Genomic DNA, 22,770 nt, shown 5'->3' with positions numbered 1-22,770 from the left:
CGGGCGGCCGGTCGCCCTCCTGCTGGATTCGGAACAGGGGCGGGGGATGGGGGGTGCACGTCGGGGGGAGGTCTCGATAACGTGGGGGTCGTGAGCATCACGCACCTCCAGTCCTTCGTCGCCGTGGCCGAGGAGAAGCACGTGGGCCGTGCCGCGCGTCGGCTCCACCTGACGCAGCCGCCGCTCAGCCGGCACATCCTCGCGCTGGAGGATGAGCTGGGCACCCGGCTGTTCGAGCGCACGCGCCAGGGCATGCGCCTGCTGCCGGCTGGCGAGGTCTTCCTGCACCACGCGCGCCGCATCCTCGCGGAGGTGGACACGGCGGTGCTCACGGTGCGCGGGCTCGCGCCGCGTGAATCAGACGGGTGATGTCTCGCCCGCGACTTCCAAGGGCAGCGACAGGGTCTCTCCTCGGTGAACGAGGGCCGCGGCTCGAACCAATTGCCGCACCTGGTGGGCGCTGAGCGGCAGCTCGCGGAAGAGCCGGTACGGAGAGAAGTCACCCACCGACATGTCGAGCAAGGGGCTCTGCCCCACGCGCTCGGCGCGCAGCTCATGGCGGAGCCCCGCCACTTCGATGACGAGCGCACAGTCCAGCGCGTCGAGTCTCCGGACCTCGAGGATCCGCAGGACGCCCCCCGTGCCGTGCCCTCCCCGCTGCGTCTCTTCTGACGTGGACATCGGGTGCTTCTCTCCGCCTCGCGTCGCCCATCGGACGAAGTCACACGGGACCAGGACCGCTCGCCATGGTCAAGCCATGACTCGGTGCGCGCCCCGCGCATACTGAGGCACCTCGCCTCCCACCGGAAGGGACCACCCGAACATGCCTCGCAGGTCGTCTCGCCTCACCTCGTCGAAGCTCCGTGGGTGCCTCCTGCTTCCAGGTGCGCTGCTCGCGTCCGCGACCTGGGCCCAGTCCGCCGACCCCGAGACGAATCCCCCGCCGCTTGACGTTGTCACCGCCGCGTCGACTCGCACGACCCCGACGGCGCACGAAGGTCCTCACCTCCCTGGCCATGTCGTCGCGCAACCCGCGTCCACGAGCAAGACACCCGTCGACGACACACCTGAGCCCGCGGAACCCGACTCGACCTCGCGCACCGTCGTCACGGGCACGCGGCTGCCGCGTCCCATCCGCGACGTGCCCGCCACCACCGTGGTGCTGCCTCGCGAGGAGATCGACCGCAGCCCCACGCTGACCCAGGACACCCTGGTCCGCTCGCTGCCGTCCGTCGCCACCTTCCGTCGGACCCCGAGCCTCGTCTCCGACCCCACCGCGCAGGGACTCAACCTGCGCGGCCTCGCGCCCTCCGGCGTCGCGCGCACGCTCGTCCTCCTCGACGGTGTCCCCGTCAACGACCCGCTCGGAGGCTGGGTCTTCTGGCGCTCGCTTCCACGACTGGGCCTGGAGCGCATCGAGGTCGTCCCCGGCGGCGGCTCCGCCCTCTACGGCAGCTCCGCGCTCGGCGGCGTCGTGCAGCTCATCTCCCGTCCCATCACCGGCCCCGCCCTCGACGCCGACGTCTCCTATGGCAACCGCGGCACCGGCCTCGTCGCCGCGCGCGGCGCCCAGCGCTGGGGCCCCGTCGCCGCCGCCCTGGAGACCGAGCTGCTCACCAGCGACGGCTACCGCATCGTCAGCCCCGGCCAGCGCGGCGCCATCGACGGCGACACGCCCAGCAACCACGTCGTGCTCAACGGCCGCGTCGAGGCCCAGCCCACCGACACGCTCACCCTCTCCGCCCGCGCCAACCTCTTCCGCGAGAACCAGAACGGAGGCACCCGCTTCACCACCGCCCGCGTGGAGCTCGCGCAGTTCGGCGCGAGCGCGCGCCTCCAGACCGAGGCCCGCGGCACCTTCACCCTCGACCTCTTCGGCCGCGCGCTCCGCTTCGAACAGGACCGCGCCCGCGTGGCGCAGGACCGCGCCACCGAGGTCCGCGCCGCCTCCCAGGACGTCCCCGCCAACGACCAGGGCGCCTCCCTCGTGTGGACCGCGCCCGCCTGGAGCGCGGGCGGCGCCCATCAACTCTCCGCGGGGCTCGACGCCCGCCGCATGGCCGGCACCTCGCAGGAGCAGCTCTTCCCCGCCACCCAGGCCCCCGAGGCGCTCGTCGCCCGCGAGGCCGGCGGCACCCAGTGGAGCGGCGGCCTCTTCCTGCAGGACCTCTACGCCCCCATCCCCGCCGTGGAGCTGTCCGCCGCGCTCCGCCTGGATGCGTGGCGCAACACCCGCGGCCAGCAGCGCGTGGAGCGCGTCAACGGCGCCACGGACACCACCCGGTACGACGACCGCACCGAGCACCAGCTCAGCCCACGGCTGGGCCTGCGCGTGCGCCCGTGGGACCCCGTCACCTTCCGCGCCTCCGGCTATCGCGCGTTCCGAGCCCCCACCCTCAACGAGCTCTATCGCCCCTTCCAGGTCGGCACCGTCCTCACCGCCGCCAACGCGGACCTCTCCGCCGAGCGCCTGTGGGGCGCCGAGGCCGGCGTCGAGGTCGAACCCCTGCGGGCCCTCACCGCGCGCGTCACCGGCTTCTGGAACGTGCTCGAGGACCCCATCACCAACGTCACCCTGCCGGGCAACGCGGGCCGACAGCGGCAGAACCTGGGGCGCGCCCGCGTGCGCGGCGTGGAGGCCAGCGTCGACTGGCGACTGTCACGCCGCTGGACCGCGCTGCTCGCGTACACCTTCGTGGACCCCACTGTCACCGAGGCCCCCGGTCAACCCGAGCTGGTGGGCCGCCAGCTCGCGCAGGACCCCAGGCACCGCGGCGCCGCCAGCCTCACCTTCGAGGACCCGCGCCTGTTCACCACCACCGTGCAGCTTCGCGTCATCGGCCCCCAGTTCGAGGACGACCTGAACGAGCGCGGCATGGGCGGCGCGCTCGTGGTGGACGCCGCCGTCAGTCGACGGCTCTTCTGGAAGGTGGACCTGTTCGCCGCCGTGGAGAACCTCTTCGACCGCGAGTACCTGGCCGGCCGCGCCGGCGTGGACACCCTGGGCCCGCCCGTGCTCGCGCGCGTGGGCCTGCGCCTCAGGGATGCGCCGTGAGCCTCACGGACACTGGCGGAAATAGTCCACGCGCCGCAGCGGCCTGGCCCCGACCTCCGGCACGAACACCGAGGTGAGCATCACGTGCACGCGCTGCCACGCGTCCAGCTCCAGGGCGGCATCCATGAAGGAGCGCGTGCCCGGCCCTTCGTGGGCATCGAGGGTCGTCTTCGCCCAGCCATCCTGCGTGCGGGTCCAATAATCCAGGGGACCGTCGGTCCCTATCGTCACCGCGTGCACCGTCTCAGCGGGCCCCACGCTCAGCCCGTCGAGCTGGGTGCTCTCCTGCGTGACGAGCGTCGTGGACCAGACGCCCTGCCCGTCACGGACGCTCAGCCAGGTCCCTCCGCCCGAGCTCCATCCGACATGCGGGACGCCGGAGGGCGACAGCGCAAGGTAGGGGGCTCCCCACGCCTCGGCGACGACCTCCGACACCCAGGTGCCCGAGGCGTTCGTGGCGTAGTGGAGGCGCTTCTGCGGATACCCCTCGTAGACCAGGTGGGCCTTGCCTTGCCCGTCCACCTTCAGCGAGGTGAAAGCAGACCGGTCCAGGGCCCGCAGGCCCGTGTCCTCCACCACGAGCGCCCCCGGAGGCCCATGCGTGTACATGAGGTGGTGCTCCGCGCCGATCCACGTGGACAGCGCATGGAGTTGGCCTTGCGCGTCCAATTCAAGGCTCTTCACCAGACCGCTCGCCATCCGCGTCTCGACCCAGCGGCCCGACGTGTAGCGGAAGAAGTGCGTGGGGACGTCCGTGGCGCCCTGCGCGAACTGCGGACTCAGGGCCACGTGGACCTCGCCCGAGGCGTCCACTCGGATGCCACCCGGCCAGGGCGGCGGCCCCATGAAGCCCGTCCTCGGAAACGTACGCCAGGGCTTCGTCGTCGGCACCCGCACGATGTCGTCGGTGAACTCGATGAGGTACGCGTCACCGTCCGCGTCGAGCGCGAAGTGCGCGTAGCCCTTGGTGCCCTCGGGCAGCAGGTTGCGCTTCTGCCAGCCCTGCTCGCACGCGCTCCAGGCCGACATGCGCGCGTCGACGCCCGCGTCACTCAGCACGGGGCCATCCGGGTTGTGCGGCCACCCTCCCGCGTCCGGCGTCCCGCCATCCTCATCCACCCCGCCGTCCGCCGGAGGGAGCAGCTCACCGCCATCCCCCTGCCCGCCGTCCTCCCCTGCATCCGGCCCGGCGTCCCGCATCATGGGCGGAGGTCCCGCGTCGTCTCCGGCGTCGAGGCCCGTCTCCGGCTCGCCGCCATCATCCCTCCCCGCGTCCCGGCTCTTGCCGCCAGCGTCCTCCTGGAGCCCGATCCACTTCTTGGGGTCGATGATGGGCTCACACGCGCACAGCCCCACCGAGACACACAGCAGGACGAGACGCAGTCGGAGAGAGGGCGAGCGGTCCACGAGCAACCTGGGGAGCGGAGACGGACCCGAGGGCCACGTCGGTGATGAAGGAAGCGAGAGGGAACTGTATCCGAAATCACGCGGGGGCCCAGGCGGGCCCATTCACTGACATTGCCGATAGGAGTCCATGGTTCGCAGCGGCCTGCCGCTCACCTCGTCGGGCTTCAGCCACGTGTGCATCACGTGCGCGCGGCCCTGTGAATCCAGCTCCATCGACGACCCCGTCGCGGAAGGAGGAAAGCCGAGGGGCTCGGGGCCGAGCCTCGTCCGCACCCAGCCACCACTCGCGTTGCTCAGGTGCAGCGGCGAGCCGTCCCACACCGTCAACAACAGGTGCACAACACCCGTCGGGCTCACGGCCAGCGCCTCCATCGAGGCCCTTTCGTCGCCGACGGACACCGCGGTCCATCCCGTCTGCGCGTCCCGCGAGGCCAGCATGATGTGGGTGCTGTCCATCCAGGCGATGTACGGCGTCCCCGAGGGCGACAGCGCGAGGTAGCCATCGTCCCCCTGCGTGGAGACGGGCTCCTCCACCCAGGCGCCGGACGCGTTCGTGGCGTAGTGGATGCCCCGGGGCTTCCTCGGGATGAAGGCCACATGCGCGTGTCCCCGGGCATCCAGCTGGAGGCTCGCCCGGTAGATGTCGTCATCGAGCACGAGCCCCGTCTCCTCGACCACCAGCGCGTCCGGCGGTCCATGTGTGTACAGGAGGCGGTTCTCCGGGCCGATCCACGTGGACATCGCGTGCAGGTGTCCGCGCGAGTCCACCTCCAGGTCCCACAGCAACCCGCCAGGCTTCACGGTGTGGACCCACCGGCCCGCGGTGTAGCGCAGGAAGTGGACGGGGACGTCCGTGTCGCCCTCGAGGTAGCGCGGGCTCAACGCCACGTGGACCTCTCCCGTCGGACCCACGCGCACGCCGACCACGTAGGGCTGCGGCCCCAACCACCCCGTCCTCGGGAACGTGCGCCAGGGCTTCGTCGTCCCCACGCGCAGGATGTCGTCGGTGTGCTCGATGAAGTACGCGTCGCCGTCCGCGTCGAGCGCGAAGCTGCCGTACCCCTTGGTGCCCGTGGGCAGCACGGTGCGCTGCTGCCAGCCCGCGTCGCACCCGCTCCACTCGCTCATCCGCACGTCGACGCCGCCGTCTCCCAGCACCGGGCCGTCGTTCCCGACGCCACCTCCCGCGTCCCCCGCGTCACCGGGGCCGCCATCGGCGCCACCGTCCTCGCCCGGCGTGGGCTCGCCGCCGTCCTCCCCCGCGTCCTCACCCGGCGTGGGCTCGCCGCCGTCCGCTCCGGCGTCATCGACATCCGGGTCGTCATCCACGGCGCCCGCGTCGGGCGGCTTCGCGATGGCCCAGGGCGACAGGACGATGGGCTCACACGCCACCACCCCCGCCACGGCGGCGAGCAGGAGCACTCTCGAGCGGAGCAGGACAGCCCAATCCACGAAACACCCTGGGAGCGGGGACGACAGGAGGGGACACACCCCGCCAGGGGCATACGCAGCGGGCGATTTATCCGGGCCATTTCCGCCCGGAAAATCCGCCGCTCAGTCCACCGGCCGCAGGATGCGCAGGGGGCGCACCGGGCCGTTGAACCAGCGGCTCAGCTCCACCAGGTCATCCACCCGGCGCGCGTCCGGGAGGCTGTCCAGGAACACCTGCCCGTACGCCTTGGTGCGGATGCGCCGGTCCAGCATCGTGACGATGCCCTTGTCGGACTGTGTGCGAATCAGCCGGCCGAAGCCCTGGCGCAAGGCCAGCGCCGCCTGGGGCAGCTGGTACTGCTCGAAGGGCTCCTCACCCCGGGACTGCAGCTGCTTGATGCGCGCGGCCACCAGCGGGTCTCCCGGCGAGGCGAACGGGAGCCGGTCGATGATGACCAGGCTCAGCGCGTCCCCGGGCACGTCCACGCCCTCCCAGAAGCTGTGCGCCGCGAAGAGCACGCTGGGCGTGTCGCGGAACGCCTCCAGGAGCTGCGCCTTGGGACGCTCACCCTGCAGCAGGGCTTGATACGGCAGCCGCCCCGCCGTCAGCTCGTACGCGCGCACCATGTTGCGCAGCGACGTGAAGAGCACGAAGGCGCGCCCGCCCGTCACCTCGCACAGCCGGATGATTTCTTCCGCCGCCGCCTCGATGAAGCCCGGCGCGGTGGGGTCCGGCAGGTGCGTGGGCAGGTACAGCGCGGCCTGGCGCGGATAGTCGAAGGGGCTGGGCACCGCCAGCGTCCGCACGCGCGTCACCGTCTGGCCGTCCTCGCCGTACAGCCCCATGCGCCGGGCGAAGAAGTCGAAGCGGCTCTCCGCCGCCAGCGTCGCGGACGTGTACACCACGGTGTCGAGCGCGCCGTACATCCGCTCGCGCAGCTCCTTCGCCACGTCGATGGGACTGGCGCGCAGGAACAGGCCCTTGCCGCGCTGCTCCGCCCAGTACACGTGGTCCGTCGACTCCGCCTTCTCCAGGAAGGTGAGCTGCTCCTCCAGTTCGTCCGCGCGGCGCGTGATGGCCGCCAGCTCCGGCTCGCGCTCGCCCGCGGTGAAGGCGGACAGCGCGCCCAGCCCCTCGCGCACGCCGCCCAGCGCGCTGGTGAGCTTCGCCATGCCCTCCGCCTGGAGCGTCACCGACGCCTCGTGGCCGGACAGCCCCAGCGCGCGGGGTGCCTGCGCGAAGAAGGCGTCCGCGCCGGTGCGCAGCCGGGCCGCCAGCGCGCGCAGCATCGCGTGCCGCGAGTCCTCCTCCTTCAGCGCCGCCACCGCGTCGCGCGCCAGCTCCTCCAACCGGTAGTTGGAGACACCCACGCCGAAGTGCCCGCTCGCCGCGTCCTCGAGCGCGTGCGCCTCGTCGAAGATGACCGCCTCGTAGAAGGGCAGCACGCCCTCGGTGCGCTTGCCGGAGCTGCGCAGGGACAGGTCCGCGAAGAACAGGTGGTGGTTGACCACCAGCAGGTCCGCGCCCTCCGCGCGCTTCCGCATGCGCGTGACGAAGCACGTCTCGTACAGCGGGCAGCGCGTGCCCACGCACGTCTCGGACGTGGTGGACAGCCGGGGCCAGGCGCTGAAGGACTCGGGCAAATCCAACTCGCCGCGGTCGCCCGTCTGCGTGTCCTCCGCCCAGGCCTTCAGCTTGGGCCAGTAGCGCGACTCCTCGCGCGTGGCGAACTGCGGGTCCTTGGAGAACGCCTCGTAGCGGTGCAGGCAGAGGTAGTTGTTGCGCCCCTTGAGGTAGGCCGCCTCGAAGGTGAGGCCCATCTTCTCGCGCAACAGCGGCAGGTCCTTGAAGAAGATCTGGTCCTGCAAGGTCTTCGTCGCCGTGGACACGACGACGCGCCGGCCCGACAAGAGCGCGGGCACCAGGTAGGCGAGCGTCTTGCCCGTGCCCGTGCCGGCCTCCGCCAACAGGTAGCTGCGCTCGGCGAAGGCCCGCTCCACGGCGCGCGCCATCTGGAGCTGCTCCGGGCGGTGCTCGTACGCCGGCAGCGCCACCTGGAGCGCGCCCCCCGGACCGAGCAGGCTATCGACGGACAGAGTGGGAGAGACGGGGAGCGTCATCGGGAGTGGCCAGCCTCGCGCAAGCGGCCCGACACGATAGCAGCCACCCGCGTCCGGAGCCCGTTTCCGACCACCCGCGAGCGCCACGGCCCGCACGGCCGGCCGCCTGGCGACGGGGCGTTTCGCGCCGGAGGATTCGTCAGGGCACGTCGCCGGACAGGAGCACGCCGACGCGCTGGATGATGAAGGCGGACATCAGCAGCACCACCAGGAAGAGCACCGCGATGGCCACCCCGCGCATCCGCCGCGACAGCAGCGACGCCCCTGCGCCCTCCACCTCCGTGGGCACCACCACCGTGGCGCGGCGCACGATTTCCTCCCGCGCCCGCTGCGCCACCGCGTCGTCCGGCGCCCGCGCCAGCCGCACGCGGTACAGCCGGCCCGCCGTCGCCAGCTCCCCGCGCCCCATGGCCAGGGTCAGCAGCCGGTCATGCGCCTCCCACTGTCCCCACTCCCCCGCCAGCCGGCGCCACTCCTCGCGCAGCGCCTCCGAGGGCTGGTGCTCCGACTCCACGAAGTTGGCGTACACCAACCCGCACTGCGAGCAGGACGTGTCCACCTCGCGCCGCGTCGACACACACTTGGGGCAGTGACCGGGCGGCGGCACGAAGAGCGCTTCGTCGTCCAGCGGCGGCGCCGCGGCCACCGCGCCCCGCACCACCCGCAGGGCCGGAGCACCGGCGCGCGCGGCGGACTCCAACACGGGCTCCTCCGCGGGCCTCGCGCTGGCGAGCGGCTCGCCGCCCACCGACGGCGTCACCGCCAGCGGCTGCGCGGCCCGAGCGCGACTCTCCGCGCCGCACCGCTGACACGACACCACCAGCCCTCCGGACTCCAGCCGGTAGGACTCCAGGGGGATGAGCCGCTCGCACGCCTCGCACTGGAACTTCATGACACCACCTGACGCAGGGGCACGGGCATCGCGCAGCCGATGAGGGCCAGCAGGCACAGCGCGCAGATGAGCTTGCGCGTGGGGCTGAGCGGCTCCTGCGGGTACACGACCTCCGGATGCCCGAAGCCCACCACCTTGCTCGTCACCAGGAGCCACAGCCCCCAGGACGCGGTGACGAAGAGCGTGAGGAACAGCAGCACGGCGGCCATCAGCCGCCCCACCCAGTGCGCGTGACGCCCCAGCACCGCGAACGCCAGGTGCCCCCCATCCAGTTGCCCCATGGGCATCAGGTTGAGCAACGTGACGAGCAGACCGAACCAGCCCGCGATGACCACCGGATGCACCAGCACGTCCTTCCCCTCCGGCAGGGGGCCCAATGCCAGCCACGTCAGCCCCTGCATCAACAGGCTGTCACCAAACAGGGTCTGCACGCCATGGAAGGCTTGCTCCGGCGCGGGCGGCGCGTGGGTCACCTTCGCCATCACCCAGGTGAACAGCTCCTTGCCGTACACCCACAGCGAGGACTCGCCGGGGAACTGCGAGGCGACCTTCGGCGCGTCCACCACCGCCGAGTGAGACAGCCCCCAGTAGAGGATGGGCAGCGCGACGACCAGCCCCGCCAGCGGCCCCGCCGCGCCGATGTCCACCAGCGCGTTGCGGTGGGGGATTCGGTCGCGGATGCGGATGACCGCGCCCAGCGTGCCCACCCCCAACACCGGCAGCGGGATGAAGTACGGCAGCGACGTGTCCACCCGGTGCAGGCGCGCCAGCACGTAGTGACCCATCTCGTGAGAACCGAGAATCGCGAGCAGAGAAAGGCTGAACGACAGCGCGCGCGTGGCGGCCTCGGTGGAGACCTCGTCGGGCGAGTACGGCCGCTGGAAGTGGAAGTAGAGCAGGTAGGACGTGAAGGTCGTCGCCACCGTCAGCAGCAGCAGCAAGAGGTGCAGCCAGTACCTGGGCGCGGGACGTGCGACGGGGACGGAGTCCATTCAGGGAGCCTCGGGTTCTGGGCTAGCAAGGCGAGGTGCGCATTACAACGCGGGCGCGCATCCACCATGGCCATACAGTGTGTCCGGACGGACCTTGACATGGGGTCGACATCTGGTACGACCGCGCCCGCTTGAAGGTCACTTTCAAACGGACGTGCGCCCTCGTGGGTGCTCGTCCACCGGACAAGCGACACTCACTAGAGGGGAAAACCATGAAGAAGCTCATCCTGTCGGCCGTTGCCGCGTCCAGCCTCATCGGCTGCACCAGCGTCGAGAGCGCCGTTGTCTCCGGGACCGAAATCGCCGCCAACGGTGAGGCCGTGGCCGTCATCCAGACGAACGCGCTGGGCCTGACCGCCATCTTCCACATCATCGACATCGTCCAGAGCGACCTGGACACCGTCGTCAACAAGCTCCTCATCGCCGAGGCGAAGGCCATGGGCGCCTCCAAGGTCGACCTGAAGTCGGCCAGCACCACGCCCCGCCACGGCATCTACGCCCTGTTCGGCACCATCATCGGCGTGACCTCCTCCACGGCCACCGGCGTGGCGGTGAAGTAGTCAGGCAGCCGGCCCTTCAGGGTTCGGCGACCTCGGGAGGCCCCCTGGCGACAGGCGGGCCTCCTTGCTTTTCAGCCCTCCTCCTGCCCCACTCGCGCCCCATGTCCCCTCGCCTCTTCGTGTGCTGTGTCGTGCTCGTCCTCGCGGGCTGCTCTCGGAAGTCGGACGACGTCGCGGCGCTGGCCTCGCAGGTGAAGACGCGGCTGGTCGAGCGTGACCAGAAGCTGTCCGGCTACGGCATCATCGGGATTGTGAAGGACGAGGGCCAGGACGCGGTGCCCTTCACCTTCGAGCACCGCGCGCCGGACCGCATGCGCGGCACGCTGGGCGAGCCCCCCGCGCGCATCTTCTCGTGGGACGGCACGCACCTGTTCGAGCAGCTCGACGGGGAGAAGCGCTTCACCACGTTCAAGTCGGAGCTGCCTCCGGCGAAGCTCGCGGGCTTCCTCACGCAGACCTTCAGCGCCTTCATCCCCGAGGGCTTCCGCGCGCCGCTGGTGTCGCACGGGGCCACGCTGCGCCGGGTGAAGCACGCGCGCGCCGAGGAGGCCGTGGAGCTCTCGTTGTCGCTCGGCGGCGAGGCCCAGGGAGTGGAGCTGGTGTACGTGCTGCGCTGGCCGCAGCTCGACTTCCTGACCAAGCGCTCGCGCTCGCCGGACGGGACGGAGGCGGAGGTGCGGATGGAGGAGGAGCACTGCGACCCCCAGCTGGGCCTGTGCGTGCCGAAGCGGCTGACCCGCTGGTTGGGAGGCCGCAAGGTGGGCGCGACGATGCTCATCCAGCTGGAGCTGACGAAGCCGCCGCCCAACGACGCCTTCACCCTCGTGGCGCCCGAGGGCTACGATGTGAAGACGCGGACACTCGTGGAGGCCACGGAGGAGAACCCTCCCTCGGGCGGTTGACCCTCGACAGGTGCGTCCCCACTTTCGCCCGGGAGGCGAGTGATGGTGGAGAACGTCATCTTCGACGTGGATGGAACGCTGGTGGACTCGGTGGACGAGCACGCCGAGGCGTGGCGACGCTCGTTCCTGCATTTCGGACGGGATGTCCCCTTCGCGCACGTGCGCAGCCAGATTGGCAAGGGCGCCGACCAGCTCATCCCCGTGTTCTTCAACGACGAGGAGCTGGAGCGCTTCGGCAAGGAGATCGAGGAGTACCGCTCCAAGCTGTTCCTGGACGAGTTCCTGCCCAAGGTGCGGCCCTTCCCGCGCGTGCGGGAGCTGTTCCAGCGGCTGCGTCAGCAGGGGCGGCGGCTGGCGCTGGCGTCCAGCGCGAAGGACGAGGAGCTCAAGCACTACGTGCGGCTGTGCGGCATCGAGGGCCTGTACGAGGCCAAGGCCAGCAAGGACGAGGTGGACAAGAGCAAGCCCCACCCGGACATCTTCGAGAGCGCGCTGGCGCGGCTGGGCCGCCCGGACGTGAGCACCGCGGTGGTCGTGGGGGACACGCCCTACGACGCGCTCGCCGCCGGCAAGCTGGGCCTGCCCACGGTGGGTGTGCTGGCCGGGGGCTTCCTGGCCGAGGACCTGCGCGCGGCGGGCTGCCGCACGCTGGTGAAGGACGCGGGGGAGCTGCTGCGGCTGGCCGAGGAGTCCTCGGTGGAGTGGCCGTGGAACGGGCCGGGCGCGTCGCCCGCCGCCAAGGATGAAGAGCCGCGCTGAGCGCGTGCGCCGATGCGCCGCCGGACTCCGGACGGCGCATCGGGTCCTGCTCTCCCGCTGGCGCGCGTCAGGCACCTCGTCGAGCCTGGCTCGAAACGCATGACAGGCCAGGCGCACCGCCTCACTCGAGATGGAGGCGCCTGACCTGGGGACTGCTACTTGCGCGAGCGCCCACCGCGCGAGGTCCGCCGGGCGGTGGTGCCGCGACGGCTGGTGGTCTTGCGCGCCGTGCCGCCGCGAGAGCGGCTGCTCGTGGATGAGCGACGGGCCGTGGCGCGCCTGGCGGCCGTGCGGCGCGCGGTGGACTTGCTGCCGGAGCGCGTAGCGCGCGTGGGCTTGCGCGCGGTGGACTTCCGGCTGGACGTGGCGCGCTTGGTGGCCGTCCGGCGGCCTCCCTTGCTTCCGGCCTTGCGCGCGTTGGCGCGGGCCTTGGGACGACGGCGCGCCGCCTTCGCCTTGCTGCCGGAGCCGCCCTTCATGCCGCCACCGGTGAGCTTGTTCACCGTGGCCCAGGCCCGAGCCTCCGCGGTCTTCTCCGAAGTGCCCTTGTCCTCGTAGCCCTTCTCGATGTGCTCGGCCATCCGCTTCTGTTTCGCCGTGTACTTCGCCTTGCTTCCTCGTGCCATGCGTCGCCCTCCGGGCTGTGTGCTCCACCGGCACAGGGCCGGCCTTGCCTGGAAGGTGCGCAGCCGCCCATGCACAGGGAAGGGGCGCGGCAACTTCTTCCCACCCAAGAGGTTCGAGCCGTGCGAGGCCGGACACCGCGGCCCCTCACCCGGAGCGCATCCGATGAACCGACGCACCCGCATCCTCGCCGCCACGCTGCGCCTCGCCCTCGCGTGGGGACTGACCGCCTGCGGCCCCGATTCGGACGAAGCCGCCGCGCCCCATGTCCGCGAGGCCGCGTCCTACCTCGCGCTCGCCGAGGAAGAGGGCGGGCTCGGCGAGGACGCGGTGGTGGACGCGGACACGCCACGGCTGGAGGCCATGGTGGAGGAGGAATTGGAGGACGGGCGGACCGAGCCCACGGACACCGGTGACGTGTGCGACTTCGAGGCGCACCGCGCTCGAGTCGTGGCCCGCCATGACGAGAACGCGGATGGTGTGCTGGGACGGCGAGAGCTTCGCGCGCTGCGCGTGGACCTGGGCGAGCGACGCGACAGCCTCGACTCCCGACGGGTGCACGAGGGCCGGCGTGTCCGACCGCAGGCCTTCTGGCGTGTGCGCTGGGTCTTCGACCAGGACGCGGACGGCGCGCTGTCGCCCGAGGAGCGCGCCGCGCTGGGGGATGCCATGGAGGCACGTTGCCAGCGCCTGCGTGCGCAGCGACTGGAGCAGTACGACACGAACGGCGATGGCGTCCTGGATGAGGCCGAGCGACGGGCCGTGCGAGAGACGCGGCGCGCCCGCTGGGAGCTCCTGCGACGGGAGCGGCTCGAGACGTACGATGTGAATCGCGATGGTGTGCTCGATGCATCGGAGCGCGCGACGCTGCGCAAGGCGCGCGTGGAGGCGGCCTGGAAGCGGCGCGCGGAGGTGCTCACCACGTACGACACCGACGCGGACGGCGTGCTGAGCACCGCGGAGGCCTTACCGCTGAGAGAAGCCCTTCAGCAGCGCATCACCGAAGGCCACGACGCGGAGCGCTGAGCCGCTGCGTCCGCGCGCCGCCGAACCGGCACGAAGCTGCGGGGACCACCCGGTGCGGCGGACAGGGTCGCTCGAACGCCTCCACCGACACGAAGCCGCTGCGTCCACCCGCTGCGGCCGCCAGGCCCGTGGTGCCCCACCGATACGAAGCCGCTGCGTCCACCCGAGGCTCCGCCCTACGGGAGATCCCCAGGAGCCCGGCCCCACGCATGGAGCCATGACGTCCTCCGTCGTGTCGGGCGGGCTCGCAGGCCCACACCGAGCCCTTCACCCTCCGGATGGAGGGCCTGGCCCCAGGAGGAGGCTCCCGGCCCCGCGCTCGCCGCGAGCCTCGTCCTCCGGGGCCCGCTGGCCTCGCGGACGGGGCGTGCACATCTTGCCGACCACGCGACAAGGAGAAGGTCCCTGGAACCCGCGCTCATCGAGCCTCCCCGCCGGCTGCCTCTCGACGAGGGCCCCGCGGCTTTGGTCGTGAACACGCAGTCCCGCTCGGGCCGGGAAGCCTATGCGCTCGCCAGGAGCGCCCTCGCCTCCCGGGGTGTCGTGCTGGCGGAGAGCCATGCGTTGTCCAGAAGCGGACGACTGCGCCGCGTGCTGGAACAGCTGCTCGAGCGGGGCACGCGCCGCATCCTCGTCGGAGGTGGAGACGGGACGCTGAGCGGCGCTGTGGGCCACCTGCTGGGTCGCGACGTGACGCTCGGCGTGCTGCCGCTGGGCACGGGCAACGACTTCGCGCGCTCGCTGGGAATCCCCGCCGACGTGGAGGCCGCGTGCGACGTCATCGCCCGGGGCTACGCGGCGCGCGTGGACGTGGGCCTCGCCAATGGTCGCCCCTTCCTCAACGCGGCGAGCCTGGGCCTGGCCACCGCCATCGCCAAGCGCCTGACGAAGCGACTCAAGCAGCGCGCCGGCGTGCTCGCCTATCCCGTGGCCGCCGCCGCCGAGGTGATGGACCTCAAGCCCTTCCGCATCCGGCTCAAGGCGGACGAACAGGAGGTGGAGATGGACGTGCTCCAGCTCGTGGTGGGCAATGGCCGCTACCACGGCGCGGGCATCATGGTGGCGCCGGACGCGCGACTGGACGACCGACGGCTGCACGTCTACGCCATCGAGGCCCCGTCGGCGAGCTCGGGCCGCGACGGCACGGGCCTGGGCCAGCTCCAGGACCTGGCCACCCTGGCGCGCGTGGCCCTGTCGCTCCGCAGCGGAGAGCATGTGGACCACCCCGCCGTCACCTCGCTGCGCGCCGCGCGCCTCTACGTCGAGGCCACGCCCGCCCAGGAGATCAACGCGGACGGGGAGCTCATCGGGATGACGCCCATGCGCTTCGAGGTGGCCCCCGCGGCGCTGCGCGTCTACGCCCCCGCGCCCTCCTGAATTCCGAATTGTTTCAGGGTGGCTTACGCTGGCCTTTCCGCGAGGACGAGCCATGCGACAGCGTTTCCACCGTCCCTTCATCATCGCCGCCTTCCTGGCCCTCTGCGCCGTGCTCCTGCTCTGGCTCCGAGTCCCGCATCAGGGCGAGGCCGCCCCCGCGAAGGAGCCCACCCCGCCTCGCCCCCTCAACGGCGAGACGACGCGGCCCGCCCCTGGAAGCTCCGCGCCCGCCACGCCGCGTGACACGCCGGTGACGCCCGACGAGGGCACCTTCCTCGTGCGCGTCACCGGGCCCCAGGGGCCCCTGGCGGGCGCGAAGGTGCGCGCCTTCCGCCGGCCTCCCGATGAACGCCGCGAGCCCACGTGGCGACTCACCAGCGAGGGGACCACGGGCCCGGACGGCACCGTCCAGCTCCCCGCGCGCCCCGGTGACTATCTCGTCACGGCGCAAGCCCCGGGCCACGCCCCCGCGCGCCGCGAGGCCACCCGCCCGGAGGACCTGCCCCAGACGGTGGTCGAGCTGACGCTGACCGAGGGCGTGACTTTGCGAGGCCGCACGGTGGAGGAGGGCGGCGGTGAGCCGGTGCCCCTGGCCGAGGTGACGCTCCATCCCTACCCGGGCACGGCCTTCTCCTGGGCCCAGCCCGTGGAGCTCGCGGAGGAGGCGGCCACGGCGACGAGCGACGGCCGTGGCCAGTTCGAGCTGTCAGGCCTCGCGCCCGGCCGCTACCGGCTCACCGCGCAGGCGCCCGGCTTCAGTCGCCGCGAGCTGCTCTTCCTCCACGTCCCCCAGCAGGGGGAGCTGGTGGTGGGGCTGTGGGGCGCGGGCACGCTGGAGGGGTATGTCGTGGACGCGAAGGGGCAGCCCGCCCCTGGCGCGCGGGTGCGGGCCACGGGAGGCCTGACGCCCCTGGAGACGACTTCGAGCGAGGGCGGCGGGTTCGCGCTGGAAGTGGGCATGGGCAACTGGGTGCTGACCGCGCAGCGTGGCGACGCGGTCGGTCGCGCGCCCGGGACGTTGTTCGTGGGCCCCGGCCAGACGCTGCGCGGCCTCACCCTCACGCTGGGCGCCGAGGGTGGCCTGACGGGCGAGGTGCGCTCCACCGACGTCGCCTTCCCGGTGCGCTCCGCGGAGCTGGTGGTGCACCCCGCGGACAGCCAGGGGGAGCTCGCGCGCACGACGCTCGGCGGTGGCGGCATCTACCGGCTGGGACTGCCTCCAGGCAGCTACGACGTGGTGGTCCAGTCGCCGGGCTTCTCGCGAGGCATGAAGGCGAACGTGGAGGTCGGCACCGGCGTCTTCACGCAGCTGGACTTCGAGCTGGAGCCCGCGAGCGCCAGCCTGCAGGGCATCGTCCAGGACGCGCGCGGCACGCCCGTGGAGGGCGCGGAGGTGCGCCTGGACGCGGGCCGCCGCTCGGGTGTGGCGGCGCGCACCACGCACACCGACGCGAGGGGCGCGTTCGCGTTCCGGGAGCTGGTCCCCGGACAGGTGCACGTGCGCGCGCGGCGCGAGGGCGTCCAGGGATGGACGGAGAAGGTGGAGACGCTGCTGCCGAAGCGGTCTGTCTGGACGACGCTGGTGCTGGCGGACACCGGCATGGTGCAGGGCCGCGTGACGCAGGCGTCCGGCAAGCCTCCGTCCGAGCCCGCGCTGGTGCGCGCCGTGGCCCGCACGTCGACGGGCGGCGGCGCGGCGAACATCAGCTACGCGGAGACGGACGCGCAGGGCGTGTACTCGATGGAGCTGCCCGCGGGCGTGTACCAGCTCACCGCGGTGCTGCCGCGCGCGCGCTTCATCTACTTCCAGGACGATGACCCCAGCGTCACGGTCCATGCGGGGAGCGCGGTGCAGCAGGACCTGGTGCTGCTCGAGGAGCGCGGCATCTCCGGCACGGTGCGCGAGCCCTCCGGCGCCCCCAGTCCCTTCGCCATCGTCGCGGCGGTGCAGGGCGGTGACATGCCCTTCATCCTGCGCGTGCAGGCAAACGAGGAGGGCACGTTCGAGGTCCCCACGCGTCCCCAGGGCGCGCCGCCGCTCGCGGAGCTGGCGGCGTACAACGCGGGACGCACGGTGAGGGTGCCCTCGGTGAGCGAGGGTCAGGGTCTGGTGGAGCTGCGGCTGAAGCCGGCGGCGCGCCTGCGCGGGAAACTGGTCGCGAAAGGGGGTACCCCCCCGGATGGCTTCACGTTGACGCTGACGGAGGCGAGCGGCGAGGAGCTGCCCTGGGAGGCGGAGGCGCCGTCGACGCGGCACTTCACGGGTGACACGTTCGAGCTGCTCGACGCGCCGGGACAGGCGCTGAAGGTGCACGTGCGCGCGAGAGACGGGCGCACGGGCTCCGCGCAGGTGGCGCTGACGCCGGGCGGCGCGAGCGAGGTGGAGGTGGAGCTCGAGGGGACGGGCGCCGCGGGAATCGCGGGGCGCGCGGTGTGGGCCCGCAATGGGGGACCGGCCGCGGGCGTGGCGGTGTTCCTGGACCAGCCCGTGTCCGCGAAGCCCGACACGCACACCGGTCCGGATGGGCGCTTCCAGCTCCCGGACGTGCGCCCCGGGCCGCACACGGTGCGCCTGATGCCGTTCGAGGGCCGCGTGGAGACGCGCGCGGTGAAGGTGAAGCCGGGCGAGACGACGGACGTGGGCGACGTGACGGTGTCTCCGCGCCGCGCGCAGCCGGGCACGGTGGGGGCGGGCTTCAGCGAGGCGCGCGGCTCGGTGGAGGTCGCGTGGCTGACGCCGGACGGTCCCGCCGCGCGCGCGGGCGTGGTGGTGGGAGACCGGCTGGTCTCCGTGGATGGCCTCGTGGTGAGGGACCGCGCGGAGGCGGAGGCCAGGACACGGGGCACGCCGGGCTCACCCGTGCGGCTCCAGGTGCGACGCGAAGGTCAGGAGCGCGAGCTGTTCGCCACCCGCGCGGAATAGGCCGCGCGGCACGCGCCCGTCCCTGCGTCGGGCTACACCTTCTCCAGCACGCGCGAGAGCACCTGCGCGGTGAAGTTCACCAGCGGAATCACGCGCCGGTAGTCCATGCGCGTCGGGCCGATGACGCCCACCGTGCCCAGCACCTGCTCCTGGTTCCCGTAGGGGCTGGCGATGACCGTCACGTCACCCGCGGCCGAGAAGTCGCTCTCCGCGCCGATGAAGATCTGCATCTCGTTCGCGCGCTGCACCCGGTCCAGCAGCGACAGCAACCGGTGCTTCTCATCGAGCGCCTTGAACAGCGCTCGCATCCGCTCCACGTCCGCGAACTCCGGCTGCTCCAGGAAGGAGCCGGTGCCCTGGATGAGCACGCGCTCCGTCGTCGGCAGGTCCGTGGCGGCCGCGCCCAGCTTGAGCGCCTTCGCCGTCAGCGCGTTGTAGAGCGCCTGCTCCTGGTCCATCACCGCGCGGATGCGCTCGCGCGCCTCCTCGAGCGGCACCTCGTGCAGCAGCTCCGACAGGAAGTTGCTCGCCCGCATCAGCTCGTCCGAGGTGATGGGGAAGTCCACCGTGATGGCCTTGTTGACCACCTGCCCGCTCTGCCCGACGAGGATGGCCAGCACCCGGTCCTCGCGCAGCCGGACGAACTCGATGCGCCGGAACACCGCCGAGTCGGGCCGAGGCGTCACCACCACGCCCGCATGCCGCGTCAGCGAGTGGAGGATGCGGCTCGCCTCGCCCAGCATCTCCTCCAGGTTCGCCTCATGGAACAGGCCCGCGTGGATGAGCTCCCGGTCCCTGGGCGTCGGGTCCTTCAGCTTGACGAGCGTGTCCACGTAGAAGCGGTAGCCCGCATCCGTGGGGACCCGGCCGGCCGACGTGTGCGGCTTCTCCAGGAAGCCCAGCTCCTCCAGGTCGGCCAGCACGTTGCGCATGGTCGCCGAGGAGACCTCGAACCCAGGGCGCCGGGTGAGCTGCTGGCTGCCCACCGGCCCGCCCGTGGAGATGTACTCCTGCACCACGGCTCGCAGGACTTCCTTCTCGCGTTCACCCAGCTCTTCGGACATCCAGGCGCTCTCACTTGGGAGCCCGTGGCCCACCACCTCGCGGCCACCGCTCCAACACCCAAGTGTAAGAAAGCGCGTCCGCGGGTTCAATCCACGCCCCATCCGCCGAGCGGCCGACAGCGGGCCCCCACCGCGCCCCGTCCGCCAGCGTCCGAGCGGGCGTGCACTCGCACTGTATCGCCCGGGAGAACGACCGACTGTGGGGTATGGCAATGCTCACATGGCCGACGGGGTGCGCCGACGCTACAAGCCGCGCCACCGTGACCGCCTCATCCGCCGCGTCATCCCTGTCCACGCCTCCCGCCCCCACCCTCACCTCCGTCTCCCTCGCGGACACGCCCACCCCGAGCGCCCCGCGCGGCCGCCTCCTCTTGTGCCTGGTGACGCTGTACCTCGTTTGGGGGTCCACCTATCTGGCCATCCGCTGGGTGCTCCAGGGAGGCATGCCGCCGTTCCTCGCGTCAGGGACGCGGTTCCTGCTGGCGGGGACGCTGATGTTCGCGGCGCTGTGGCTCAAGGGCACACCCGTGCCCACCGGGCGACAGTGGGGCGCGAGCGCGGTGGTGGGCACACTGCTTCTGGGCGTGGGCAACGGCGGGCTCGTCTTCGCGCAGCAGTGGGTGCCCTCGGGCGTGGCGGCGCTGGTGGTGGGCAGCCTGCCCATGTGGTCGGCGCTGTTCGGTGGGCTCTTCGGACAGTGGCCCGGGAAGCTGGAGCGATGGGGGCTGGCGGTGGGCTTCGGCGGCATCGTGCTGCTCAACCTGGGAGGTGAGCTGGGCGGAAGCCTGCTGCCCACGCTGGTGTTGCTGGTGTCGCCGGCGAGCTGGGCGCTGGGCTCGGTGCTGGGCCGGCGCATGCCCATGCCCACGGGGCTGATGGCGCCCGCGGCGCAGATGCTGTGCGGAGGCGCGCTGATGCTGCTCTTCGGGCTGTTGCGCGGCGAATCGTTCGACGTGATGCCGGAGCCGCGCGCGTGGGCGGCCTTCGCGTACCTGGTGACGTTCGGCTCGCTGGTGGGCTACAGCGCGTATGCGTACATGATGCGGCACGCGAGCCCCTCGCTCGCCACCAGCTACGCGTACGTCAACCCGGTGGTGGCGGTGCTGCTGGGCGCGGTGTTCGCCGGCGAATCCCTGAGTCCCCTGGCGTGGGTGGCCATGGCCGCGATTCTTGGCGCCGTGGTGCTGCTGACACGCAAGCGCTGAGGGACGACGTTCGCGGACCCGCCGTGCCCGGGGGGACACACGTGCGGTGTCAACCCGGGGCGGCGAGGGCAGACGGCGCTTGACGTGGGTTGTGTCTCGGGCTGTTTAACGGAGGGATGGAATCCCTTCGCGCGCTCTGCCTCGCCTGCCTGCTCGTGACGGGCGTGTCCACCGCCGCTCCCGTCATCCAGGTCCCCGAGGGAGGCCCGAGCGTCCCCGTCACCGCCAAGGGCACGCTGTGTGGCCCCGTGAGGGCCGGCTGGACGCTGTCGCCGGACGGACGCTCGCTCAAGCCCCCCGCGCGCGTGGAGCAGGATGACGCGCGCATCCTCGAGCTGAAGGTCGCGCCCACGGGTGGCCAGTGCGAGACGACGGAGGAGCGCGTCACCGTCATCGCCACCGGCGCCTTCCCGCGCGTGGACGCGGCGGGCACCAACTTCTTCCCCGACGAGGGCCGGGTGGAGCTGCGCGGCACGGGGCTGTCGCACGTGGGCGTCGCCTGGAGCGGCACGCCGCGCACGGTGGCCGAGCCGACGTTGATGGAGGGTCAGGACGTGTGCCTGACGCCCTCCGTGGAGCGAGGCCCGGGCAACTGCACGGTGCCGGTGGCGCGCGGGCTGCCCACGGACGCGGCGCTGTACTGGACGCCGCCGCATGGGCGCTGGGGCAAGGACGTCACCACGTTCGATGCGTCCGGCAACGTGGTGGACCCGGAGACCTTCCGTCTGCGTCCCGGGCGCGTGGTGCTCACCCAGCCGCTCATCCAGTCTGCGGGCGTGGACGTGTCGCGCGGGCCGGGCTTCGTGGCGCTGAGCCACTCGGAGGCGCTGGCGTCGGTGGACTGCGGTCCGGTGCGCTGCGAGGTGAACGAGGGCTCGGTGTCGTTGCGCAACGTGCCGGGCGTGGACGTCAGCGTGACGCTGCGGCTGAGGCTCGCGCCGCGCATCTACTTCGCGCGCGGCGAGGCGCTGGACCAGGTGCTGGTGGAGACGCTGCCGGTGCTCGCGTGTCCGCTGACGGCGGTGGACGGTACGGTGCTGCGCGACGCGGAGAACTCCGCGATGGTGGTCCGCCTGGACGTGTCCTGTCAGCACGACCCGCGCAAGCTGCTCTGGGCCATGAACGACCAGCGCGCCCGCGTGGAGCGCGTGGTGAAGGCCTCCGACGGCACCTACGTGCTCCTGCGCACCGGCGGCACGTCCGAGCAGCAAGTGACAGTGAGCGCGCAGACGTCGCGGGTGGAGGGCTCGGTGGTGGCGTCGGACACGACGAGGACGCAGCCGTTGCCGGTGCCCAGGGCGTCGCTGGAGCTGGGCGACCAGGGCACCATCGACTTCATCCCCATCAACCGGCCCGCGGAGCTGCACGTGGCGGCCAGCGGCGAGCAGGGGCGCTTCGTGCCGCGCCCCGTGGCGGGCGCGTACACCGTCACGACGCGCGACGGGACGACGTACGTGCAGGGCGAGCCCACCGCGGGCGGCTTCGTGTCGCTGCGCTTCGGCTATCAGCTCTCCACGCTGCCGGGGGAGCTGGCCACCACGGACCTGGTGGTCGTCACGGAGCGGGTGCAGCGCTCGGTGCGCGAGGCGAGCGTGCCCATCCGGGTGGAGAGCGTGGTGGAGCTGGTGTGCGCGGACAAGGACGGCAAGGACCGGGTGCTGGAGCCCAGCCGTCCGCACCGCATCGACTACGCCATGCGCAACTCCTGTCGGGTGGTCATCCACCGCGAGCGGCTCAAGCCCGAGCAGGGCGCGCAGGAGGTGGTGCTGCGCATCGGCGTCACCAAGCCGGATGGTTCGGCGCGCGGGGAGAGCCAGGTGGAGCAGCGCATGTTGCTGCGGCCGCAGGGGGAGACGCGCACGATTCCGGTGCCGGGGCAGCTGGGCCAGTTCGACCGGATTCTCGTGCAGGTGTCGCTGGTGGCGGACGAGTCGCGCTATGCGCTGAGCACGGCGGACCGCTCGGGGCTGCCGTCGGCGCAGTGGACGGCCATCGTCAGCGGCGGGCGGCTGCGGCTGTACACGACGGCGACGATTCCGGCGGGTCTCTACCGAGCCACGGAGCCCAGCGGTCAGCTCATCCTCAACTTCGGCGTGGTGTCGCGCCTGGCGCTCTTGAATGACGAAGGCCAGGAGCGGCTGCTCGGCTTCGAGATGGGGCTGATGGGCATGGGATTGATTCCCCAGTCCGGCGACATCGAGTTCCCGCCGACGTTGGCGGTGGTGATGGGGCTGAGCTTGCGGGTGCCCATCGGCCCGGGCGCCGCGGTGGGCGCGCAGGCGTGGGTGGCGCGGGAGTTCCGCGACGACATCACCCGCCGCTCGGACGGCTCCGTCGTCGACTCGAGCCGCTGGTCCTTCATCTTCGGACCCAGCATCTCCGTGGGCAACGTGGGCTTCAACCTGTGACGCGAGGGGGGCGCCCTCGCGCCC

The 22,770-nt window shown here is 72.1% G+C and carries 18 protein-coding genes; 10 read left to right on the top strand and 8 right to left on the bottom strand.

The genetic code is table 11. The features are described from left to right. The first annotated feature begins 90 nt into the window (after window positions 1–90). Window positions 91–369 carry a LysR family transcriptional regulator gene (locus OWM54_RS25825; protein ID WP_046718573.1) on the top strand — a complete coding sequence of 93 codons (279 nt, stop codon included), beginning with the start codon at window positions 91–93 and terminating at the stop codon, window positions 367–369. Here OWM54_RS25825 and OWM54_RS25820 read toward each other — a convergent pair. Further along, window positions 358–681 (bottom strand): hypothetical protein, encoded by a 324-nt coding sequence (locus OWM54_RS25820; protein ID WP_267699226.1) that lies wholly within the window; start codon window positions 679–681, stop codon window positions 358–360. The two genes, OWM54_RS25825 and OWM54_RS25820, sit on opposite strands and share 12 nt — an antisense overlap. Window positions 682–823: 142 nt before the next feature. Between OWM54_RS25820 and OWM54_RS25815 the strand changes: the two genes are divergently transcribed. Then, window positions 824–3,055, top strand: coding sequence for a TonB-dependent receptor (locus OWM54_RS25815; RefSeq protein ID WP_267699224.1), 2,232 nt, complete (start codon window positions 824–826; stop codon window positions 3,053–3,055). A 3-nt stretch (window positions 3,056–3,058) separates the two neighbouring features. On the opposite strand, the gene OWM54_RS25810 is transcribed toward OWM54_RS25815, so the two are convergent. From OWM54_RS25810 to OWM54_RS25790, 5 genes are all read right to left on the bottom strand, one after another. Continuing rightward, window positions 3,059–4,462, bottom strand: a complete 1,404-nt coding sequence (locus OWM54_RS25810; protein WP_267699223.1) for a hypothetical protein — start codon at window positions 4,460–4,462, stop codon at window positions 3,059–3,061. A gap of 102 nt (window positions 4,463–4,564) precedes the next feature. Further along, window positions 4,565–5,914: a hypothetical protein gene (locus tag OWM54_RS25805; protein WP_267699222.1), complete on the bottom strand. Its 1,350-nt coding sequence runs from the start codon at window positions 5,912–5,914 to the stop codon at window positions 4,565–4,567. Between the two features lie 102 nt (window positions 5,915–6,016). Next, the gene (locus OWM54_RS25800; protein WP_267699221.1) at window positions 6,017–8,014 is read right to left on the bottom strand and encodes an ATP-dependent DNA helicase; all 1,998 of its coding nucleotides are present in this window, start codon (window positions 8,012–8,014) and stop codon (window positions 6,017–6,019) included. Window positions 8,015–8,153: 139 nt separating this feature from the next. After that, window positions 8,154–8,906, bottom strand: coding sequence for a hypothetical protein (locus OWM54_RS25795; RefSeq protein ID WP_223750668.1), 753 nt, complete (start codon window positions 8,904–8,906; stop codon window positions 8,154–8,156). Further along, window positions 8,903–9,898 (bottom strand): site-2 protease family protein, encoded by a 996-nt coding sequence (locus OWM54_RS25790; protein ID WP_267699220.1) that lies wholly within the window; start codon window positions 9,896–9,898, stop codon window positions 8,903–8,905. Before OWM54_RS25790 ends, OWM54_RS25795 begins: the two co-directional genes overlap by 4 nt. 212 nt (window positions 9,899–10,110) lie before the next feature. Between OWM54_RS25790 and OWM54_RS25785 the strand changes: the two genes are divergently transcribed. The 3 genes from OWM54_RS25785 (at window position 10,111) to OWM54_RS25775 (ending at window position 12,119) form a co-directional block, all read left to right on the top strand. Beyond that, window positions 10,111–10,458: a hypothetical protein gene (locus tag OWM54_RS25785; protein ID WP_223750666.1), complete on the top strand. Its 348-nt coding sequence runs from the start codon at window positions 10,111–10,113 to the stop codon at window positions 10,456–10,458. 101 nt (window positions 10,459–10,559) lie between these two features. After that, window positions 10,560–11,360: a hypothetical protein gene (locus tag OWM54_RS25780; protein WP_267699219.1), complete on the top strand. Its 801-nt coding sequence runs from the start codon at window positions 10,560–10,562 to the stop codon at window positions 11,358–11,360. A gap of 42 nt (window positions 11,361–11,402) precedes the next feature. Continuing rightward, window positions 11,403–12,119, top strand: coding sequence for an HAD family hydrolase (locus OWM54_RS25775; protein WP_141326661.1), 717 nt, complete (start codon window positions 11,403–11,405; stop codon window positions 12,117–12,119). Window positions 12,120–12,274: 155 nt separating this feature from the next. On the opposite strand, the gene OWM54_RS25770 is transcribed toward OWM54_RS25775, so the two are convergent. Then, entirely contained in the window at window positions 12,275–12,745 is a 471-nt protein-coding gene (locus tag OWM54_RS25770; protein WP_267699218.1) for a transcriptional regulator, read from the bottom strand. Window positions 12,746–12,908: 163 nt separating this feature from the next. Here OWM54_RS25770 and OWM54_RS25765 point away from each other — a divergent pair, with 163 nt between their 5' ends. The 3 genes from OWM54_RS25765 to OWM54_RS25755 all read left to right on the top strand — a co-directional run bounded on the left by OWM54_RS25765 (window position 12,909) and on the right by OWM54_RS25755 (window position 18,069). Next, complete coding sequence (locus OWM54_RS25765; protein WP_267699217.1) at window positions 12,909–13,769, top strand: calcium-binding protein; 861 nt, start codon at window positions 12,909–12,911, stop codon at window positions 13,767–13,769. A gap of 471 nt (window positions 13,770–14,240) precedes the next feature. Beyond that, a complete protein-coding gene (locus OWM54_RS25760; protein ID WP_324289149.1) occupies window positions 14,241–15,146 on the top strand; it encodes a lipid kinase in 906 nt (301 codons plus the stop codon). A 52-nt stretch (window positions 15,147–15,198) separates the two neighbouring features. Further along, window positions 15,199–18,069: a carboxypeptidase regulatory-like domain-containing protein gene (locus OWM54_RS25755; protein WP_267699216.1), complete on the top strand. Its 2,871-nt coding sequence runs from the start codon at window positions 15,199–15,201 to the stop codon at window positions 18,067–18,069. Window positions 18,070–18,101: 32 nt separating this feature from the next. Here the strand turns inward: OWM54_RS25755 and hrcA are convergent, their stop codons facing one another. Then, on the bottom strand, window positions 18,102–19,133 hold the full coding sequence (gene hrcA, locus OWM54_RS25750; RefSeq protein ID WP_267699215.1) for a heat-inducible transcriptional repressor HrcA: 1,032 nt from the start codon (window positions 19,131–19,133) through the stop codon (window positions 18,102–18,104). A gap of 260 nt (window positions 19,134–19,393) precedes the next feature. On the opposite strand from hrcA, the gene yedA reads away from it, so the two are divergent. Both yedA and OWM54_RS25740 read left to right on the top strand, forming a co-directional pair. Then, on the top strand, window positions 19,394–20,338 hold the full coding sequence (yedA, locus tag OWM54_RS25745; RefSeq protein ID WP_267699214.1) for a drug/metabolite exporter YedA: 945 nt from the start codon (window positions 19,394–19,396) through the stop codon (window positions 20,336–20,338). A 116-nt stretch (window positions 20,339–20,454) separates the two neighbouring features. Next, entirely contained in the window at window positions 20,455–22,746 is a 2,292-nt protein-coding gene (locus OWM54_RS25740) for a hypothetical protein (RefSeq protein ID WP_267699213.1), read from the top strand. The last annotated feature ends 24 nt before the right edge of the window (window positions 22,747–22,770 follow it).

This window comes from Myxococcus sp. MISCRS1 (assembly GCF_026626605.1).
Taxonomy (GTDB): Bacteria; Myxococcota; Myxococcia; order Myxococcales; family Myxococcaceae; genus Myxococcus; species Myxococcus fulvus.
The sequence above is the reverse complement of the archived record's forward strand: the minus strand, read 5'-3'. Positions and strand labels throughout refer to the sequence as shown.

Bases quoted from the DNA above. Each gene is read 5' to 3' on its own strand.
- OWM54_RS25820 (WP_267699226.1), bottom strand. From the start codon at position 681: ATGTCCACGTCAGAAGAGACGCAGCGGGGAGGGCACGGCACGGGGGGC.
- OWM54_RS25815 (WP_267699224.1), top strand. From the start codon at position 824: ATGCCTCGCAGGTCGTCTCGCCTCACCTCGTCGAAGCTCCGTGGGTGC.
- OWM54_RS25800 (WP_267699221.1), bottom strand. From the start codon at position 8,014: ATGACGCTCCCCGTCTCTCCCACTCTGTCCGTCGATAGCCTGCTCGGT.
- OWM54_RS25795 (WP_223750668.1), bottom strand. From the start codon at position 8,906: ATGAAGTTCCAGTGCGAGGCGTGCGAGCGGCTCATCCCCCTGGAGTCC.
- OWM54_RS25790 (WP_267699220.1), bottom strand. From the start codon at position 9,898: ATGGACTCCGTCCCCGTCGCACGTCCCGCGCCCAGGTACTGGCTGCAC.
- OWM54_RS25785 (WP_223750666.1), top strand. From the start codon at position 10,111: ATGAAGAAGCTCATCCTGTCGGCCGTTGCCGCGTCCAGCCTCATCGGC.
- OWM54_RS25780 (WP_267699219.1), top strand. From the start codon at position 10,560: ATGTCCCCTCGCCTCTTCGTGTGCTGTGTCGTGCTCGTCCTCGCGGGC.
- OWM54_RS25775 (WP_141326661.1), top strand. From the start codon at position 11,403: ATGGTGGAGAACGTCATCTTCGACGTGGATGGAACGCTGGTGGACTCG.
- OWM54_RS25770 (WP_267699218.1), bottom strand. From the start codon at position 12,745: ATGGCACGAGGAAGCAAGGCGAAGTACACGGCGAAACAGAAGCGGATG.
- OWM54_RS25765 (WP_267699217.1), top strand. From the start codon at position 12,909: ATGAACCGACGCACCCGCATCCTCGCCGCCACGCTGCGCCTCGCCCTC.
- OWM54_RS25755 (WP_267699216.1), top strand. From the start codon at position 15,199: ATGCGACAGCGTTTCCACCGTCCCTTCATCATCGCCGCCTTCCTGGCC.
- hrcA (WP_267699215.1), bottom strand. From the start codon at position 19,133: ATGTCCGAAGAGCTGGGTGAACGCGAGAAGGAAGTCCTGCGAGCCGTG.
- OWM54_RS25740 (WP_267699213.1), top strand. From the start codon at position 20,455: ATGGAATCCCTTCGCGCGCTCTGCCTCGCCTGCCTGCTCGTGACGGGC.